The sequence below is a fragment of the Methanosarcina sp. A14 genome (assembly GCF_001729375.1).
GTDB classification, from domain to species: domain Archaea; phylum Halobacteriota; class Methanosarcinia; order Methanosarcinales; family Methanosarcinaceae; genus Methanosarcina; species Methanosarcina barkeri.
The window spans coordinates 1-16,883 of the sequence record NZ_LZPK01000161.1 but is presented as its reverse complement, the minus strand read 5'-3'; the positions used below and the strand labels follow the sequence as shown (position 1 = coordinate 16,883).

16 protein-coding genes and 1 tRNA gene are annotated in these 16,883 nt (G+C 36.9%); 10 read left to right on the top strand and 7 right to left on the bottom strand.

Annotated elements, in window-relative coordinates; translation table 11 throughout:
* The first annotated feature begins 32 nt into the window (after positions 1-32).
* Both queD and nifB read left to right on the top strand, forming a co-directional pair.
* Complete coding sequence (gene queD / locus A9239_RS08530; protein WP_048121523.1) at positions 33-386, top strand: 6-carboxytetrahydropterin synthase QueD; 354 nt, start codon at positions 33-35, stop codon at positions 384-386.
* Between the two features lie 326 nt (positions 387-712).
* Positions 713-1,678 carry a nitrogenase cofactor biosynthesis protein NifB gene (gene nifB / locus A9239_RS08525; RefSeq protein ID WP_048121525.1) on the top strand — a complete coding sequence of 322 codons (966 nt, stop codon included), beginning with the start codon at positions 713-715 and terminating at the stop codon, positions 1,676-1,678.
* Between the two features lie 228 nt (positions 1,679-1,906).
* On the opposite strand, the gene A9239_RS08515 is transcribed toward nifB, so the two are convergent.
* Positions 1,907-2,083, bottom strand: coding sequence for a 4Fe-4S binding protein (locus A9239_RS08515; protein ID WP_048121528.1), 177 nt, complete (start codon positions 2,081-2,083; stop codon positions 1,907-1,909).
* A 448-nt stretch (positions 2,084-2,531) separates the two neighbouring features.
* Between A9239_RS08515 and A9239_RS08510 the strand changes: the two genes are divergently transcribed.
* Positions 2,532-3,512, top strand: coding sequence for a methanogenesis marker 2 protein (locus tag A9239_RS08510; protein ID WP_048121530.1), 981 nt, complete (start codon positions 2,532-2,534; stop codon positions 3,510-3,512).
* 270 nt (positions 3,513-3,782) lie between these two features.
* Here A9239_RS08510 and A9239_RS08505 read toward each other — a convergent pair whose 3' ends face one another.
* Positions 3,783-4,091 carry a hypothetical protein gene (locus A9239_RS08505; RefSeq protein WP_048121532.1) on the bottom strand — a complete coding sequence of 103 codons (309 nt, stop codon included), beginning with the start codon at positions 4,089-4,091 and terminating at the stop codon, positions 3,783-3,785.
* 712 nt (positions 4,092-4,803) lie between these two features.
* Here A9239_RS08505 and A9239_RS08500 point away from each other — a divergent pair.
* From A9239_RS08500 to A9239_RS08490, 3 genes are all read left to right on the top strand, one after another.
* Positions 4,804-5,118, top strand: coding sequence for a DUF5611 family protein (locus tag A9239_RS08500; RefSeq protein ID WP_048121534.1), 315 nt, complete (start codon positions 4,804-4,806; stop codon positions 5,116-5,118).
* Positions 5,119-5,180: 62 nt separating this feature from the next.
* Positions 5,181-5,699: a chorismate pyruvate-lyase family protein gene (locus tag A9239_RS08495; RefSeq protein ID WP_369815401.1), complete on the top strand. Its 519-nt coding sequence runs from the start codon at positions 5,181-5,183 to the stop codon at positions 5,697-5,699.
* Positions 5,700-5,895: 196 nt separating this feature from the next.
* Positions 5,896-5,967 (top strand) — tRNA-Thr (locus tag A9239_RS08490).
* A 429-nt stretch (positions 5,968-6,396) separates the two neighbouring features.
* Here A9239_RS08490 and A9239_RS20340 read toward each other — a convergent pair.
* From A9239_RS20340 to A9239_RS08470, 5 genes are all read right to left on the bottom strand, one after another.
* Positions 6,397-6,639, bottom strand: a complete 243-nt coding sequence (locus A9239_RS20340; protein ID WP_052712912.1) for a UPF0228 family protein — start codon at positions 6,637-6,639, stop codon at positions 6,397-6,399.
* Between the two features lie 1,257 nt (positions 6,640-7,896).
* On the bottom strand, positions 7,897-8,433 hold the full coding sequence (locus A9239_RS08480) for a UPF0228 family protein (protein ID WP_048123515.1): 537 nt from the start codon (positions 8,431-8,433) through the stop codon (positions 7,897-7,899).
* 26 nt (positions 8,434-8,459) lie between these two features.
* Positions 8,460-8,882: a hypothetical protein gene (locus tag A9239_RS20920; protein ID WP_052712913.1), complete on the bottom strand. Its 423-nt coding sequence runs from the start codon at positions 8,880-8,882 to the stop codon at positions 8,460-8,462.
* A gap of 1,166 nt (positions 8,883-10,048) precedes the next feature.
* Positions 10,049-10,207: a hypothetical protein gene (locus A9239_RS19460; protein ID WP_155396529.1), complete on the bottom strand. Its 159-nt coding sequence runs from the start codon at positions 10,205-10,207 to the stop codon at positions 10,049-10,051.
* A gap of 152 nt (positions 10,208-10,359) precedes the next feature.
* Positions 10,360-11,013, bottom strand: coding sequence for a tyrosine-type recombinase/integrase (locus A9239_RS08470; protein ID WP_369815400.1), 654 nt, complete (start codon positions 11,011-11,013; stop codon positions 10,360-10,362).
* 399 nt (positions 11,014-11,412) lie between these two features.
* Here A9239_RS08470 and A9239_RS08465 point away from each other — a divergent pair, with 399 nt between their 5' ends.
* The 4 genes from A9239_RS08465 to A9239_RS08450 all read left to right on the top strand — a co-directional run bounded on the left by A9239_RS08465 (position 11,413) and on the right by A9239_RS08450 (position 16,773).
* Positions 11,413-13,743 (top strand): PGF-pre-PGF domain-containing protein, encoded by a 2,331-nt coding sequence (locus A9239_RS08465; protein ID WP_069575262.1) that lies wholly within the window; start codon positions 11,413-11,415, stop codon positions 13,741-13,743.
* Between the two features lie 693 nt (positions 13,744-14,436).
* Positions 14,437-14,610: a hypothetical protein gene (locus A9239_RS19455; RefSeq protein ID WP_155396530.1), complete on the top strand. Its 174-nt coding sequence runs from the start codon at positions 14,437-14,439 to the stop codon at positions 14,608-14,610.
* Positions 14,611-15,524: 914 nt separating this feature from the next.
* Positions 15,525-16,160 carry a DUF116 domain-containing protein gene (locus tag A9239_RS08455; RefSeq protein ID WP_048121540.1) on the top strand — a complete coding sequence of 212 codons (636 nt, stop codon included), beginning with the start codon at positions 15,525-15,527 and terminating at the stop codon, positions 16,158-16,160.
* Positions 16,153-16,773, top strand: coding sequence for a DUF116 domain-containing protein (locus A9239_RS08450; protein ID WP_048121543.1), 621 nt, complete (start codon positions 16,153-16,155; stop codon positions 16,771-16,773). Before A9239_RS08455 ends, A9239_RS08450 begins: the two co-directional genes overlap by 8 nt.
* The last annotated feature ends 110 nt before the right edge of the window (positions 16,774-16,883 follow it).

Below are 16,883 nucleotides of genomic sequence, written 5' to 3'. Positions count from 1 at the left end.
AAAAAACATTTATTGAAAACGGAGTGTACCAGATGACAAAAATGAGATTGGGAGTTATTGACTATATTGATAGTGCCCATTACCTTCCTGGGCATGGAAAATGCGGAAGAGTACACGGTCACACTTATAAAATTGAAGTCCTGGTAGAAGGTGAAGTCAGGGAAAATGGAATGGTTATCGACTTTTACGACCTGAAAAAGGGAATTAAGGAAACCCTTAAAGAATATGACCATACCCTGTTAAATGAAATCATCGAATTTCCAAGTTCCGAGCACCTCTGCCAGCACATTCACTCCCGACTCCTGAAGAGATTTGGCTTTCCCCTTCAGGTAAAGGTATGGGAAGGAGAAGGCAAATGGTGCGAAATGGATAATTTCTCGGAATGATCAGATCGGACGATGTTTATCCTGATAACATTTAATTAATAGTTCCATTTTACCCGGGATTTTTGAGAAAAAAATCTACAGAAGGTATATAAATTCGCTTAAAGCCCACCATACCATACTGAGCTTTTATATAATTAAAGGGATTTTATATCTAATTAAAATTTAAAACTGTAGGAACTCGGAGGAAACATCTAAAAATTCTCCAGATTCCAGATAAATTCACAATGTATATCAATGGGTTCATCATAAACTGGGTTAGATATTCTGAAATCCCCCTGCACTGAGGTCCTGCTGTACTTCTAAACTCTGAACGGAGGAGAACACATTTGCCAGAAGACAATCCTATAGATAACACAAACCGCCCTGAATTTGACGAAGGGCTCCTGAGAAAAATTGCCGAACATCCCTGCTACGACAAGAAAGCCCAGCATAAGTACGGGAGAATTCACCTGGCTGTGGCTCCTTCATGCAATATCCAGTGTAATTTCTGCGTCAGGGAATTTGACTGCGTAAACGAGAGCCGACCAGGGGTTACGAGTAAGGTTCTTACTCCACAGGAAGCCCTTGAGAAGACAAGGCAGATCATAGCAGATTATCCCTTTATCAAGGTTGTTGGGATTGCAGGCCCGGGTGACCCTCTGGCTAATAAAGAGACCTTTGAAACCTTTGAACTAATCAAAAAAGAGTTTCCTGAACTCACACTCTGCATGAGTACAAATGGACTCATGCTTCCCGAAAAGCTGGAGGATATTCTGCGCGTAGGAGTTTCTACATTAACGGTAACAATAAACGCGATCGACCCTGAAATTCAGGCAAAAATCGTGGACCATGTAGTTTATCATGGAAAGGTATATAAGGGAATCGAAGGCGCAAAAATCCAGATAAAGAACCAGCTTGAAGGCGTTAAAGCTGCTGTTGATGCGGGTATTGTTGTCAAGGTAAACACCGTACTTGTCCCGGGCATTAATGATAAACATGTGGTTGAGATTGCCAGAAAACTCAACGAACTCGGGGTCTACATTATGAATATCATGCCCCTTATTAGCCAGGGAGCTTTTGCAAACATTGAACCGCCTACCCCAGAAGAAAGAAAAGCTGCCCAACAGGCGTGTGAACCTTATGTATTGCAGATGCGCCACTGCAGGCAGTGTAGAGCTGATGCGTATGGACTTCTTTCTCAAGACATGTCGCAGATGAGCGAAGAACGCAGAAAGCTCATAAAAATCCAGACAAAAGAAGATATCGAAAAAGCAAGAGAAGTCTTTAAGGAAAACGATGAACGGAAAGCTTGAAAAAAGCAGGAATTCCAAGTTTAAGGATTACCTCTCCAGTAGCATGAGTAATTATTAGCTTGGGATTAAAAGAAGTTTTTAAGTAAGAATTCAAGTAAGAGTTCAAATAAGAGTTCTGGCTTAAAAACCTGAAAAAAGAATTCTGGATCAATACCTGAAAAGTCGGAGTTAAGATTACTCCGCTTCTCAGATTTATTTTAAAAACGTACCTAATTGCGTTTATAAACATTACTCGATCGTGATTGCATTGTTCGGGCAGGCATCTTCGCATGCACCGCAGTCAAGGCATTCACTTTCATCCACAACTGCAATATCATCGTCGTTGAGAGAAATTGCACCTGCTGGACATTCGTCTACACAAGTTCCACAGCCTGTACAGATATCGGCATTAACTTTTGCTACCATTTTTTTCACTCCTTTTTAAACAGTAGAGGATTTTTATATATCTAAACATATATTAAGTTGCCTTAATAAGATTAAATTACTTGATAAAAAGCTGTCGCTTCTTCTCTACGAAACAAAGAACAAAAAAGATAAAGGATAAAAGAATAGGTACCCGCGAAAATATCTCAGGATTCTTTCATAAGAGAAGTTTCGTAATATCTAAGCTCATCGATAGCGTACTAAATAATTGTACTAATATAGTAATGTATTACCGACATGTTCTCATATTTGTACTATTGATTACTCGTATTTACACTGCTTAAATACTCGTGTTTATACTATAGATTATTCGTATTTATACTACTGAAATACTCATTTATACACTGATTATTCGCAATTGTACTGTTAATATTTGTATCTATACTACTGAAATACTCGTATAAATTCAAAAACAAAAGGAAGCCTGACATTGAACCTGGAAGAGCTCGCAGAAGGGATAAAGAACTTCGAAGGGGTTACCCGAAAAAAACAGATTGAGGACATCGTTTCAGTTTTCGAAGCCGTTCGTCCTGAGTATCAGAACGCGATCGTTGATTTTGGAGACGATGCGGCAGTTATCGACATCGGAGGAGATGACGTTATCCTCTTTGCAGCAGATGGAATCTGGGGAAGGCTGCTGGATGCCAGTCCCTGGTGGGCAGGCTATGGAGCTGTAGTCGTCAATGTAAACGATATCGCAGCAATGGGAGGAAAGCCTCTTGCTATGGTAGATATTGCTTCTTCAAGTTCTGAAACAGCCTGTAAGGAACTCATGGAAGGCCTGGCTGAAGGGGTCCGAAAATTCGGGGTCCCGCTTGTAGGTGGTCATGTCCATCCTGATACTGATTATAACTCCATTTCCGTTGCTATTATTGGGATAGTGAAGAAAGATTGTGTAATCCGGAGCGACACTGCCCGTCCCGGAAACCTGGTTATTGCAGCTTACGATATGGACGGAAAAATAGGACCAAATTCCCCTTATAGCTGGGATACAACGTCTTTTAAAGAGCCAGCATTGCTCAGGAAGAGCTATCTTGTAACCCAGGAAATTGCAAAACGAAAACTTGCTACAGCAGGAAAAGACATAAGCAACCCCGGGATTATAGGAACACTTGGTATGCTCTGTGAAACAAGCAGAGTCGGTGCAGCCATAGACCTTGAAAAAGTCCCAAGGCCCGAAAACGTGGATTTTGAGCAGTGGCTAAAAGTGCACCCTGGAACAGGCTATGTGTTTACTGCAGATCCTGAAAAGGCCGAAGAATGCAGAAAAGTCTTTGAAGAGGCTGGGCTTACAGCCGCTATTATCGGAAAAATCGAGGCAGGATTAAAACTCGATATTTATGATAAAACAGGTAGAGTTACTGTATTTGATTTTTCAAGGGAAAGCATTACAGGTATTTGTTCCGAATAATAGGAACTTTCCTGGCCTTATATTTTAACATTTTATATATTTTAAAGTTTAATATTTTGAAGGTTAATATTTTGAAGGTTACATCTCCACATTTTCGTCAAAAAAGATTAATTTTCATTGTTTATTTCAATCCGGGATTTTATGTTCCCCAGGCCATTTGCCCGAAGAAATTTAACCGGATTGAAAATACTTATTGAATTATTTGTAAAACCTAGTCGGATTGAAAAAACGTATTTATAAAATCTAGCCGAATTGAGAGAGTTTAAATGGTCACTGGTTTTCTACCCAGGATTTCATTTCGTCATAGAGGAATTTTTCAGCAGCCTGCACCTTTTCCAGAGAGCCACGGAGAACCAGGAGTTCTCTTTCTTCACTGTTTGCTATACCTACAAACATCTTTCTGGTAACAGGTTCAAGCCCAAACTCTTCAACAATATCGTAAATAATAGACACAACCGTGCCCGGAGGGATTATTAGGTCATACAGTTCTTCAAGATTCAGATCCCCGCATTCTTTTTCTTTTTCCTTTTCAAGTTGCTTTGAGGCAATTAACTCTTCCAGATTAAGTGTCTTGTGCATCCTGGGGTCACCTTCTTATTTTTCCTTTTTATTTTCCTTCCATTTTTCTGTTTGCAGCTTCTATCAGTTTCGATCAGCTTCAATCAAAAGAAGCAGGCGTAGTCAAGCGGAAAGGATTTTTGTTCGTTCATTGATAAAGTAATGAACATTGTTAAAGTAATGAATAAAGTAAATCAAACTAAAAATTACGATATTGAACGTTGAGATATCTCAGGTAGTTAATCAGATCTTTTTGTATCAACTTATGATAGGTATAATCATATTTATGATTGATTCTCATGGGCATTATCTGTTATGGCCTGAATATTTTAAATTCAAATTATATAACCATTAACTTATAAAATTGTATTATAATTCATGAAGCTAAGCCACGACTCTATATGATTAGTGAGAACTTGATGGTAGTGAGAACTTGAGGGCGAAAGTAGAGAAAACCGTATTCTTGACTTCCGTGCAAAGAATATCTGAGAAATAATTCAATCCCATATCAAATAATAACCAATGTTAAATACGAGCAGAGTTAAAGTATTAGAGGTACAACTTAAAAAAATAATAACATCTCCTTTACTTATTATGAACCGGAACGTAAGTAAGCATACTGCAATTTAAAGAAATATAGAAAAACGTAAGGGAATGTGAGGAAAAAGGTTCTAAGCAAACCGATTCTGAGCAAACTTTATCTGAGATGAAACTCTCTTATAAGAGGATAGCAATGCAGCAGTATAAATTGAAGCGCGGTTTTAAGCCTGATATTGACAGGATTTATTCTGTAATGACGGAATGTTTTTCCGGGGAGATCTCCAGAAACGAAGGAGTCCTTGAAACTTCCTATGGAGCTCTGTCAGAGATTAAAGTCTGGATTGAGAATAAAAAACTCTCTGTGGACACCGTTTCCGATAACGCAGTAACCGATGATGAAACTGTCATCCAGACCAATAAGTCCTTCCGGGATTTCCTGTATAAGGCTACCGGCTACACAGCAAAAGAACGAATAAAAAATGCCAAGAAAGAAGTCAGTGGGGAGTAAAACTCCTGACGACTTAATCTTATTTTGAAATTTTTTCTACCTGACACCCCCTATCTGGAGGTATCTTTCTGAGTGACGATTTTCTGGAAAAACTGAAGAGCTTTGAGATTCCCACCTGCCTGCGGGTCTGCTGCGGAACCGACGGCTCAGTGACCTTCCTGCTGGAAATAATGACCCGAAAAACGGTAAGTGTAATAACTGAGTCTCAGTATACCGTTAAGGCTGACAAAACAATTGCTGCCCTTCTATGCGTGGAAGAGGGCAGTGAGGTAAACGAGAGGGTAGTCAGGCTCTCTGCAGGGAACACAACTTTTGTCCATGCAAGGTCTCTTTCTCCTCTGGAACGCATGCCTGAAACCATGAAGGAACAGCTCATGCGTGCGGACATCCCGATCGGCCGGATCCTGCGCAGTCATAACCTTGAGACCAGGCGCGACATGACCGAACTTGAAATCCTGGAAAGACAAAACACCTTCGACGGCATACCTGTTCTTTCCCGTTCCTACAAGATAGTCCACAATAACCACGTCCTTATGTGGATTAACGAGCGCTTCCCTATCGATGAGCGCTGGAGCTTATAAAGAAAATATCAGGAAAAGACGAACCAAATAACAAAATTGGAATATAATAGCTTTTTCGAAGCAATTTTTCGATTTATTTTATGGCAAACTTGCAAATTTTGTAGCAGTCCGGGAGAAAATCCCACCTATTTCTGCTTTCAGTCGAAACCTTTATATCTCTGCTGTGATATTTTGGAGATGCTCTTTTAGCATCAGTGCCTTGGTGGCTTAGGGGTATAGCGCGTCCTTGGTAAGGACGAGGTCGCGGGTTCAAATCCCGCCCGAGGCTTAAGTCTATCAGTATAATGCCCTACTTTTTTAGGGTTTATTGGCTTATAAGGATATCCTTATCAAAAGTCAATTTCCCTCATTTCGTATTTTATAATCGATTTTTTACTCTCGAAGGGAACATATATTCAACTAATTCGGGTATTGCTTCTTTTGAGATCCCAAAGGAATCCATTAAGGTCTTTTCAGGGTTTTCAGGCAACTTGCCTGCAGATAACAGTATCCTTTTAATGTACTCTGCGAAGTCCTCTAATGTTAAGGTTTCTGTGACCTTTATGTTTTTGACAATATATGTGAGAATTTCTTGCCTTTCTCTAAAATGCTATTTCTCTAATACATTAACTTCTACATTCAGATACAGAACTTGTCCAGAGTCAGGACTAACGGTTTTAATATACATTTTTCTCGCCTCCTTCCCCGGGGCAAGGTATTAAGGATCAGAACACCAAATAGTATATTGCTTGTATCTATGTCGAATGTCCTGGGTTGCTTGTTCAGAGACCGGAAGAATGTAATAATCTCCTTTTCTGATAACTTGAGCAGGAGAAGATATAGTCCAATCTTTTTTATCTTCTTTCATCTCGTTTACAAGTTCGCGTTTGATGCCGCTACAATTATCTTTGTCTACCATTATGTAATATCTTTCACCCATAGTATTAGTGTCATATTCCATTCTATAGTTCCGAGTCATGTCATAGTCTTGAAGAATGGCTTTTACTTCTGACTCAGAAATTCCATCTTAAATTGAATATACAGACCACCTACTTGGGAATTGGAATACTGAGTTTGTGAATTAACTGGAGCTTTTATAAATTGTCCAGCAATCATCACGAGAATAAAAAAATAATAAAAAAAATAATTTCTTTATTGATTTTGCTCATATCAACACCTGAAAAGTGAAGATGATTCGATAAACCCATAGTTTGCTGTCTGTATAAGATATAAACAATCACTGAAACCAGAAATTTATCGAACTTCTCTTAGAAATTTTAAGGCTTCACATATATACGTTTTCTTTCTTGAGCACCATTGACTTCCACCTTTCGGGAACCAGATCCAACAAGCTATGGATCATTAATATAGATGTGATATGATCCAATAACAGTATCACCGTATCCATAACAAACTCGAAAATGATTTGGACTTGTAATCATAGTGAAAAACGGTCTGTAATTGTCGATCTCAGTTTTAGCGGTCGTAAAACTCATAGTAGTACTATTTTGTGTGCCCCGCTGCCCTAATCCACCCTGTTGCTGAATAAGCTGCTTATGTTTTTGCCTTCTTATGACTTATATCTCCTTTCTCTGGGCTTTTCATGGGTTGGTTGAGGGATAAAGGCCTTCTTGGGAGAGAGTCAGGTTCTGTAAGAAAGGGAAACTGCCGGGAAGATCGTCAAAGAAGTTGATGAAAAAATAATTTTCAAAAAAATCATCTATCACATGAGTACATATGTTATGTTAAAACATGTGTATTTTGGAAGATTTAAGAGAGAAATAAAGCGGAAAGAGAGAAAAATAGATGAAATTGCACAGGTTTTGTTACAAAACCTGTGTATATTAGAAACATAAATATTTTTAGAGAATGAAAAAAAATGGGGAAACAGAAAAACGAAATAGGAAGAAAATATCTAAAGATGGCATTTAACACATCCCTGCACTAATTAGCAGTCACCAAGAAGATGCTAAAGGTTCTCAATGACAAGATTATGAAAAAATTCATGCTCTAATTCGAGAAGAAATAGGAGTAGAATCAATCGTATCTTTAAGAGTAAGGAAAAGAAAGAAAATGTTAGTGTATAAACAAAAAAGCTGTAAAAATAATTTTATAAAACTAAGGATTTCTACAGAGTCGAAAGCTTGGTGTTTTTAAGTACCTAAAATTTAGTTGATACTCTAAACAATAGGTTACCAATCTCCAGTGACTTGGAGTATTACCCCACAATATCATCCAGACCTACAATCAAAACTTTCTCATTTGTTTCGAGTTCATTTTTTATCCTGATTGCATACCTCTCCAGAATATAATTCTCTCCAACAACCCAGGGCGCTGATCCATCTCCAAACTGGATATAACACATAACAGCCTTTTTCAACTGAAGGTTATTTTTTTCCACCATTGCGAGAACATTTTCATCTGGACCAAATTCTTCAGATAACATAATTATGTTATAATTTCCTTTTTTGATTTCAACTACAGAAGTCCAGTTTTCATCTTTCCTTAATTCATATATTTTATCTTCATCAACTTCTATGTAGTACATTCCTCGCCCAATATTAGAATTATAGTCTATGGTATAATTCACGGGTATGTCGTAATTTTCAAGAATGGCTTTAACTTCCGCCTCACTAGTTTCATTTTCAAATTGAATAAATAAACCAGGTGTTTTAACTTCTTGAGATTGCATCATCAGTGCTAAGAAGGTTAGAAGAGCAATAAAAACAACAATTACTTTGCTAATTTTATTCACATCAATCACCGAAAAAATGAGGAGTTTTAACTCCTCACATATATACGTTCAATTTCAGAACCGAATGCCTCCCAATAAGGTACACAGAAATATATGGGATTAGGATTACCTATACGCAAATATTCATTCGAACCACTTATTTTGTATCCACGACACATTCGAACATGACCTGGAACTCCACTCGCGAATTTAGCGATTTCTCTTGATTTATTCATAGCTGTAGTGGCATCAAAAGGTTTTGGCTCAAATAAAACAAGTTGGACTGTTTGCCCAAGCCTTTTATCTGCAGCAATGTCGATTATACCTATCAGGGTTTTATTTTTATATACAGAAAATTGATAATACAACTTTTGACCAGTTGGATCGTAGAGCTCCAGTGGTTTGGAATCAATAGATGCTCCTGTCCAGTTTTCAAATCCTGATGTGTTAGTTGCGATAAAGTCTATCATATTTGCATTAGCATGCTTAAAGGCTTCCTCAGCAGTTACAGAGTAATTATCCTCTGTCTGTGCACTTACCTGGTATCAATGCAATACCAACCAACATTGTCAAAAGAAGTATGCTTATCTTAATTTTGTTCTTAACCATATTTTTCCTCCTGTTTAGCACCCAAGAGGTAGAATCAGACAAGCTTAAATACACGCAAAGCTAACATGATCACTGCCTCTTAGAGCGTATTTTATGGAGTTTGGGTGATAGCTGGAAAATACTTTTAAACTCCATAAATTCCTCTTACTTACTTCTTTATAAGTTTTCTGTGTAAATTTTCAAACAATTCGATTTTCGAACTAATTTTGAATCTGAAACTAGTCCTTGACCATTGTCAGTTGGATGATTTGGCTAAAAACTTTATATATGGGTACTCGATTGATGTCATATTTTGTATTATTATAAAATTTAAAAGTAACACAAAGTAAAATCCATTAAGTCAATACTTGTATTGATTTATACCTTAACTCCAATGTTTTGTGGGGGATATATAGAGATCTTATCAAGAGGATGGTAATTTTCAACTACAAGTGCCTCAATGCCAAAAGTACTATAAATTGATTCCCAAATTCTTTACATAGCTTTCAAAAACTCAATGATTAAATTAGAACAGTAAAAGCTTTATGCAGGCCAAAACTGAAGGGAAATAATTGTTTACTTCCTTAAGTATCTTCTAGGCTTTAGTGTAATCTTCAAGTTTACGAAAACTGTATATTCAATAAGTTGAAAATTAATTTGTTTTCAAATGCGATAGACTTCATTATAAAAAATACATATTTAATATATTCCCTGTTGAGTGGGAATATAATTTTCGCTCGTTTTCTCATCAAAATCGTAATCAAATGGACCGAAATTACTTAGAAAAAATTAGATATCTTAATATATTCCCTACAAAAAATCGATCTCTTAAAGTCATTTCAGTTGCCATTATTCCCGACTCCCTTAAATTTTATCAAGACCTACCGGTACTGAAGCTATTTTTTAACATATTTCTGCCTCTCATGAAGGCCAAAAACAGCAATTGAAAAGAAAAACAGCTTAATGAAAACGTTTATAAAAATAAACGTTACATTACTTAATGGCTAGTTAAGTAGTTCTGTTAAGCCGCTTTTCTCGGAATTGCCGCTTAACAGGCCACTTTCTTATTAATTTCTTCTTTTTCTTTTAGATCCTTTACAGCTTCATCGTATGCTTTCCAAATCTTCAAACCATGCTCTTGTGCATAATCTGCAATTTTGTCATGAGTACTTCTTTTAATTTCAGGTCTTAACATTCCTTCTCGCATAAATTACCTCCTTAATTAAGTGTACATCTCTATGTTTAGTCTAATATATAAACCTTTGGTAAAATAAAGAATATTAGAGCTTTATTTCAGAAATAAAGCTTTAATAGAGATTTAAACTGAGGGTGCTATGCCGTATAAAGGGCATTGTACTCTCAGTCCAAAGCCTCACCTTTATTCTTTTTTTCTGCGACCTTCTTCGCATACATTTTTTGCATAATTCCTACCGCCTCAGGGCTTCTCAAGAGTACTTCCATAAGCTCAGGTATCTTATTTTCCAGTTCCTCAAGTTCAAGAGCTACAGCTAAATCAAGAATACGTCCGCACCTTGAGCAAAATTTAGATGTAGGACTGTTGATCTTTTCACATATTGGGCAGGTCTTACTGGTAAGTTCCGGGATCATGTCTTCTTTTTTCGTCATGCCATAGATCCGGAGCATAGCATCATCTACCTGTTTCCCGGAAAGATGAACATAGACACTGGGCATATCTGAACCATGAACCCATCCTAAATGAGCTTCCATTTGAGATTCAGTCAAATGTTGGGCAAGTTCTGTACTTCTGGAATGCCGGAAGAGATGATTATAGACTCTCTTTTTAATTCCAGCTTTTTCCGTAAGCATACCTATGAGCTTTCGAAAAGCAGAGTACTGCATAGGTTTGCCGTTACACTTTCCCCTAATAAGAATCCATAGATAAGCATCCGGATTATCTTTTTGTGGGTGAATATCCAGCCAGGAAGCCAGGTAAGGAACCGAAAAAATTACCCTTACTCTTATCATTCCGGTTTTGCCATTGACGGTTAAAATAGCTCCATACTGATCAAAGCTTAAATGTTTGATCTTAATAAGTTCTCAATTCCATTTTCGGTTATTAACTTCTGTTCAAACTAAATTATTTAGGGTTATTATTTCCTTTTACGGAATTTAGAGCGGGGGCGCGAACATAATTCATTGCTTGCAGTGGGGAGCGCCAGCACAACTTTGATTAAAGCAACTTTTTCCCATCGTAAATGCATTTAATTTTTTCAACTGTTAGTTACTGATTGTTTTTATGTGAATGAGCTGTTGTGTTTTTTGATACTTTAAATTATAGTCATACTTTGAGTACCAGCCAATACAGGTTAAAATTAGAAGGAAAGGATTAAAAAATATGAGAATGTAATCATTAGCTATATTTTTTAAATGTTGGGTGGAGAAGGAAAATAGATGACAAATAAGAAAAAATTGAATTCAATGCCTTTAACAACATCAATCTTATTTTTTCTAATTCTCGGCTCATGTGTGGCATCGGCTGGAACAGAAACTCGACTCACGCAAGGTGAGCGATTAACTACCGATACTGGTGGAACGCCAACCTCCTGGTACTGGGATTTCGTGGGTGGCGCCAATCCAAAGCAATCCACGAACGCAACCCAAACTTTTACGAATCCAGGGATGTATAACGTTACTTTAACAGTAGCAAATGAAGCAGGCAATAGTAAGGTGACGAAACCGAATTGTATTACTATAGCTCCCCAACAAGAACCAGTGGCAGATTTCGCTACGCCTAACAGTACTATAGTATATGGTTTCTGGCCCAACTGGCCTTACCTTGAATCCTATCAACCAGATTGGGATACCCTAACTCATGTTTCATATTCTGAATGGACTTTAAACAGTGATGGTACAATTACGGACCCAGGAAATATGAGTCACTATTATGCAGTTAGGGACCAGGCGCACCAACATGGAGTAAAAATAACACTGTGTATATACTCAAGTGATCCATATGCAATGGACAGTGTAATTGCAAACCACCAAACAGATTTCATAAACAATATCTCAAATTCGTTACAAATGTACGGTGCAGACGGAGTAAATTTAGACCTGGAAACGCCGACCGATATAAACAGTATCACAGGAACTTCAAATGCTCCTCTATTTGAAAATTTAATGGCGAATCTTTATACAACATTAAAAACTGAGAATCCCGCTTATCATATTTCTATAGATACTCCCTGGGGTATAAAACATGCTGCGACCTTCAAAAATGCAAATCTTAAAAAATATGTAGATTCCGTTTTTCTAATGAGTTATGATTATTGTAATCGTAGAACCACGGCTCCCAATTCGCCATATGACAGTCCAATACAATATGATGCGATCGATTCAGTAAACGAAACATCAAAATATTTTAATAAAAATCAAATAATATTAGGTTTGCCATTTTATGGTTATGATTATTCGACCGATTCCAATCAACCAGGAGCAAACATAACCAATGAACAGGCCATACATATAGAAGATGCTATTAATAATTCTCAGATTTATGGCAGAATTTGGGACTCGGATTCCAACACTCCCTGGTATTTTTATAAAGCTGGTGATACATGGCATCAAGTATGGTACGATGACGATGAATCACTTAGATTAAAATATCAATATGCAAAATCCGAAAATCTAGGTGGAGTAGGGTTCTGGGCTTTGGGATACGAAAGAAATTATTCTAACATCTGGAAAGTGTTTCAATTAGATCCCGTAGCAGACTTCAGCACCAGCGTCACGAGTGGATATGCCCCTCTCTCAGTCCAGTTCACCGACTTGTCGCAGCACGCAATATTAAGGAATTGGAACTTTGGAGATGGAACTACTTCAACTGAGAAAAACCCATTGCATATTTACTATGCAGCAGGAACCTATATTGTTAACCTGACAGCAGGCAATGGAAATAATACTGCCTCAAAAACTGCTACAATAACCGTGTTTGAAGAAAACAGCTCAAGCGATGATGGTAGTGGAAGTGGCCATAGCAGCTCTAGTGGTGGAGGAAGTGGAGGAGGTGGAGGCGGTTCTCCGGAGCTTCAAAGTAATGTCCAGGTAAAGGAACTTTCACAAGCTGCTGTTATAAATGGAAAATCTGTAAAGTTCAATTTCTCAAAGAATGCAACCTGTGTTGTGTATGTGAGTTTTGATGCAAAGAAAACCTTTGGGAAGACCACAACTATTGCTGAACAGCTCAAAGGGAAATCTTCTCTGGTTTCCATACTGCCCGATGGTGAAGTCTACAAATCCTTTAATGTCTGGGTAGGAAATGGTGGAATTGCGACCTCAAAGAACATAGAAAATCCAATCGTGTGTTTCAAGGTTGAAAAATCCTGGGTAAAGGACAAAAATATCGACAAATCATCTATCACTCTTAACAGATACAACGATAAAAAATGGGAGCAATTTCCAGCAAATCTTTCAGGAGAAGATGACAAATACCTGAATTTCAAAGCCAAAACTTCAGGTTTCTCATCATTTGCAATAACGGGTACAGCGAAACCATTATCTGAAGAAACTGTAACGAAAATAAATATTGATGACCCTGAAACAATTAAAATAAATGCTGACAACCCTGAAACAATTAAAATAAATATTGACGACCCTGAAACAATTAATAACACAACGAACAAAGAACCACAAACTGAACAAAAAGAAATTCCGAGAATACCAAGTTTTGAAATATATTACGGAATAGCTAGCCTGTTTGCAGTAATCCTGTATAAAAGAAAGTAAAAAAGCAAAAACCAAAGTTAGATGAGAAAATGGGGGTTTAATCCTCTCATCTTTTTTCAACTTTTCCTTACCCTAAGCTCATTATAAACGTAAAATTTAGATAACGGCTTAATGTTACTTTTTTTCAGTTTAAGTAAATTCTACACAAAAGAGCCATAATTAATCTGAGATTTTTTACTTCAAACAATTTTTTGCTTGAATCCGATTTTGCTGTCATTTATTTCAGTCGAATACACCGCTAGCTTGCTGCAGAGATGGAAAAATTCCTAGGTAACCATTGATGATAATATAATTTCTCAATTCCATTTTCGGTATTAACTTCTGCTCCAATTAAATTATTTAGGGCTATAGTTCCTATAACGGAATTTAGAAAGAAGATGCGAACATACCACATTACTTGCAGAAAGTTGCGCCAACGAAACTTTGATTTTTACTTCTACTTACTTAAAAGATACACGAAATATTAATAGTTTAAATTAATATTAATATGAAAGGCTTTTATATTTTTGACATAATATGCTTATATTGTGGAGATGGATAATACGGGGCTGCTAAGTGATTTTTTCAACTTTCTTAAGGTTCTGTCGCGTCTATGAAAGCTAAGGAATTTTTTCAGTTACAGTTGGACCTATAAAATAACCAGCCCTCGTAAACTTGAAAGTACAGTAAATTATATAAAGAGGTGAAATTTTAATGAGTCACCAATCTCCTCCAAAAAAGAGAGGTCAGAAACCAAAATACGATCATGAAAAAATCGAAGAACTCCTCAAAGCAGGTGAGAAACCCTTTAAGATTATGCTTCTGTTGGGTTGTTCTTATGGAGTTTTACGGTATGTACGAAAGAAAATGGGAAGAAAGAAAGTATAATTTGAAAAGATATTCATTTGTATTTGGTTAAGATACAATCTATAAGAAATGTGTTTTAATGCATTTTCCTGTTAACCTATTATAATAGTCACGAGGCTAAATAATGCAACTGCTCAAATGAGATACAATGAAATTTTTGTTGCAACAATTACAGGCGTGACTATAGGTTTGAGTTTTTTAAGGTGAAAAATATGACTAAAAGACTATTTGCAATCACTTGTACCTTCTTATTCATAATAGGTCATATGTTCAAGCGATGGAAACATATGCAAAAATCTGTTGTCTGGAGAGGATTTCTAAGCGAATCTATGTGGGTAGAGGACTATAGAAATCTCTCACTTTTCAAGAAGTTGATTTTTTGGGTGAATTATCCTTTTTCTTATGCTAAATATTTACGGGTTGTTGTATGGGATCGTATTGACAGATTATGCTTTAGAAATTCAGGAGCAAAATATACTAAAACAAGGATGGAATACCAAAAATCCTGCAAAACACAATAATATAAAAAGTTATTAATTATGCTGTAAAGACTTTACTATTTTATGGCGTTATTTTTCATCAGTCCTTATGTTTTTATCCCAAAATTATTTCGCTTTTTTAGTTTCTGTTATTGCAATAATCTATCGTATATACAGTTGACCCACTATTTCATTTCAACTTCTCCAACTTCGAATTTGTTTCATATTACAGAATCATTCTACATTACCAAAATGAAGCTTAAACTTACTCAACATTTAACTTTTTGTGCCGTTTGCAGCTTTATCACATATCAAACTTTAAAATAATTTTGGATCTATAAAATTATTTTAGGATACAGCACAAAACTTGAGCATTCAAGCGAGAGTTTTAGGGAAAAGCAGTTCACTATTATATAATAGCAAAACTTAAATACCGATACTTACCTCCCCTTGAACATGCATATTCCTTACGAATATCTTGGAAAAATATTCATATATCTGGTTCTATTTGTTCTTGCAGGAACAGGAATCGCCCTGCTCATAGGGGCATATTCCGTTAAAAAACGCAGGATAATTTTTCCGGAGTTCGTGCTGTTTACACTTTATCTTTTCTATTCTCCTGCAAAATGGATCTGCAAAGCTTTCAGGATAAGGGAAACCCTTGTTGACGATATCCTTATTGATGTCCGAAACGCTGTTGCGTATGATGATTTCCGGCATGTTAAAGACAAGAAAATCCTGCTTCTTCCTCAGTGCTTGCGCCATCCGAACTGTAAAGCCAGGTGCGATCCAATCCACGGGTATGAGTGCAAGCGTTGCGGGCTATGTGATATTTCAAGAATCTCCGAGGCTGCTGATAGGTGCAACTTCCAGGTTTTTGTAATACCTGGAGGAAGTTTTGTCAAAAAGATCTTTAACGAATACAAACCTGAAGCCTGCCTTGGTGTAGCCTGCTATAACGAGCTTTCCGAGAATATGCAGGCTGTCTCGTTTATTCCCGTACAGGGTGTTCTTCTTTTAAGGGACGGATGCTTTAATACTGAAGCAAATGTTGAGGAAATAATTCAAAAAATGGAGATGTGCAATGTATAATATTATTGGGGAAGCTCTTTTCATTTTTATCGTTTTATCCCTTATTCTTTCTGGCATAGCTCTGGTTGTCAGTAAAAGGAGCCTCACAGGAAATGTCTACCTTGCAGGTTTTTTTGCAAATATACTAGATTATTTTTATTTGCCTCTAAGGCACCTTTTCCTAAAATTTTCCGATACGCGAATTCTGGATAAGTGGATGGCATCTCTGAAAAACCGAGCCTATAAGTCTGATTTTGCAAAAACAAAAAATAGGATTCTCCTGGCTCCACACTGCATGCGGAGTCTTGACTGCCCGGCTTATTCTACTCAAACCGGGATACAGTGTAAATCCTGCGGGAAATGCGTCTTTACTCAGTTGAAAAAAGATGCTGAAAAATATGGGTATAAATTATTCATTGTTACAGGTTCTTCCTACGTAAAAAACATTCTTAAAATGGAAGCTGCCGACGGTGTCCTTATGATCGCCTGTGATTACGAAATTAATAAGGTCATGCGTGCGCTTAAAGGTAAGGGAGTTGTAAGCTACGGTATTCCTATGGAAAAAGACGGCTGCTTCGGGACAGAAGTAAATTATCAGAACGTCCTGGATGTTTTGGAAAATTTTAAGAATTAAGCAATAATAAGATTTTTTTCCTTTTGGAATTAGTATACGGCTAACGAGATCAGAGTACAGGTACGAGCAAGCCTATTGTTTTCAATCGAGAGAAACAGTTTGACTCTAAT

Coding starts and splice junctions, on each gene's coding strand:
- queD (WP_048121523.1), top strand. CDS start 33: ATGACAAAAATGAGATTGGGAGTTATTGACTATATTGATAGTGCCCAT.
- A9239_RS08515 (WP_048121528.1), bottom strand. CDS start 2,083: ATGGTAGCAAAAGTTAATGCCGATATCTGTACAGGCTGTGGAACTTGT.
- A9239_RS08505 (WP_048121532.1), bottom strand. CDS start 4,091: ATGCACAAGACACTTAATCTGGAAGAGTTAATTGCCTCAAAGCAACTT.
- A9239_RS08500 (WP_048121534.1), top strand. CDS start 4,804: ATGCAGCAGTATAAATTGAAGCGCGGTTTTAAGCCTGATATTGACAGG.
- A9239_RS20340 (WP_052712912.1), bottom strand. CDS start 6,639: ATGGAATATGACACTAATACTATGGGTGAAAGATATTACATAATGGTA.
- A9239_RS20920 (WP_052712913.1), bottom strand. CDS start 8,882: ATGATAGACTTTATCGCAACTAACACATCAGGATTTGAAAACTGGACA.
- A9239_RS19460 (WP_155396529.1), bottom strand. CDS start 10,207: ATGCGAGAAGGAATGTTAAGACCTGAAATTAAAAGAAGTACTCATGAC.
- A9239_RS08465 (WP_069575262.1), top strand. CDS start 11,413: ATGACAAATAAGAAAAAATTGAATTCAATGCCTTTAACAACATCAATC.
- A9239_RS19455 (WP_155396530.1), top strand. CDS start 14,437: ATGAGTCACCAATCTCCTCCAAAAAAGAGAGGTCAGAAACCAAAATAC.
- A9239_RS08455 (WP_048121540.1), top strand. CDS start 15,525: ATGCATATTCCTTACGAATATCTTGGAAAAATATTCATATATCTGGTT.
- A9239_RS08450 (WP_048121543.1), top strand. CDS start 16,153: ATGTATAATATTATTGGGGAAGCTCTTTTCATTTTTATCGTTTTATCC.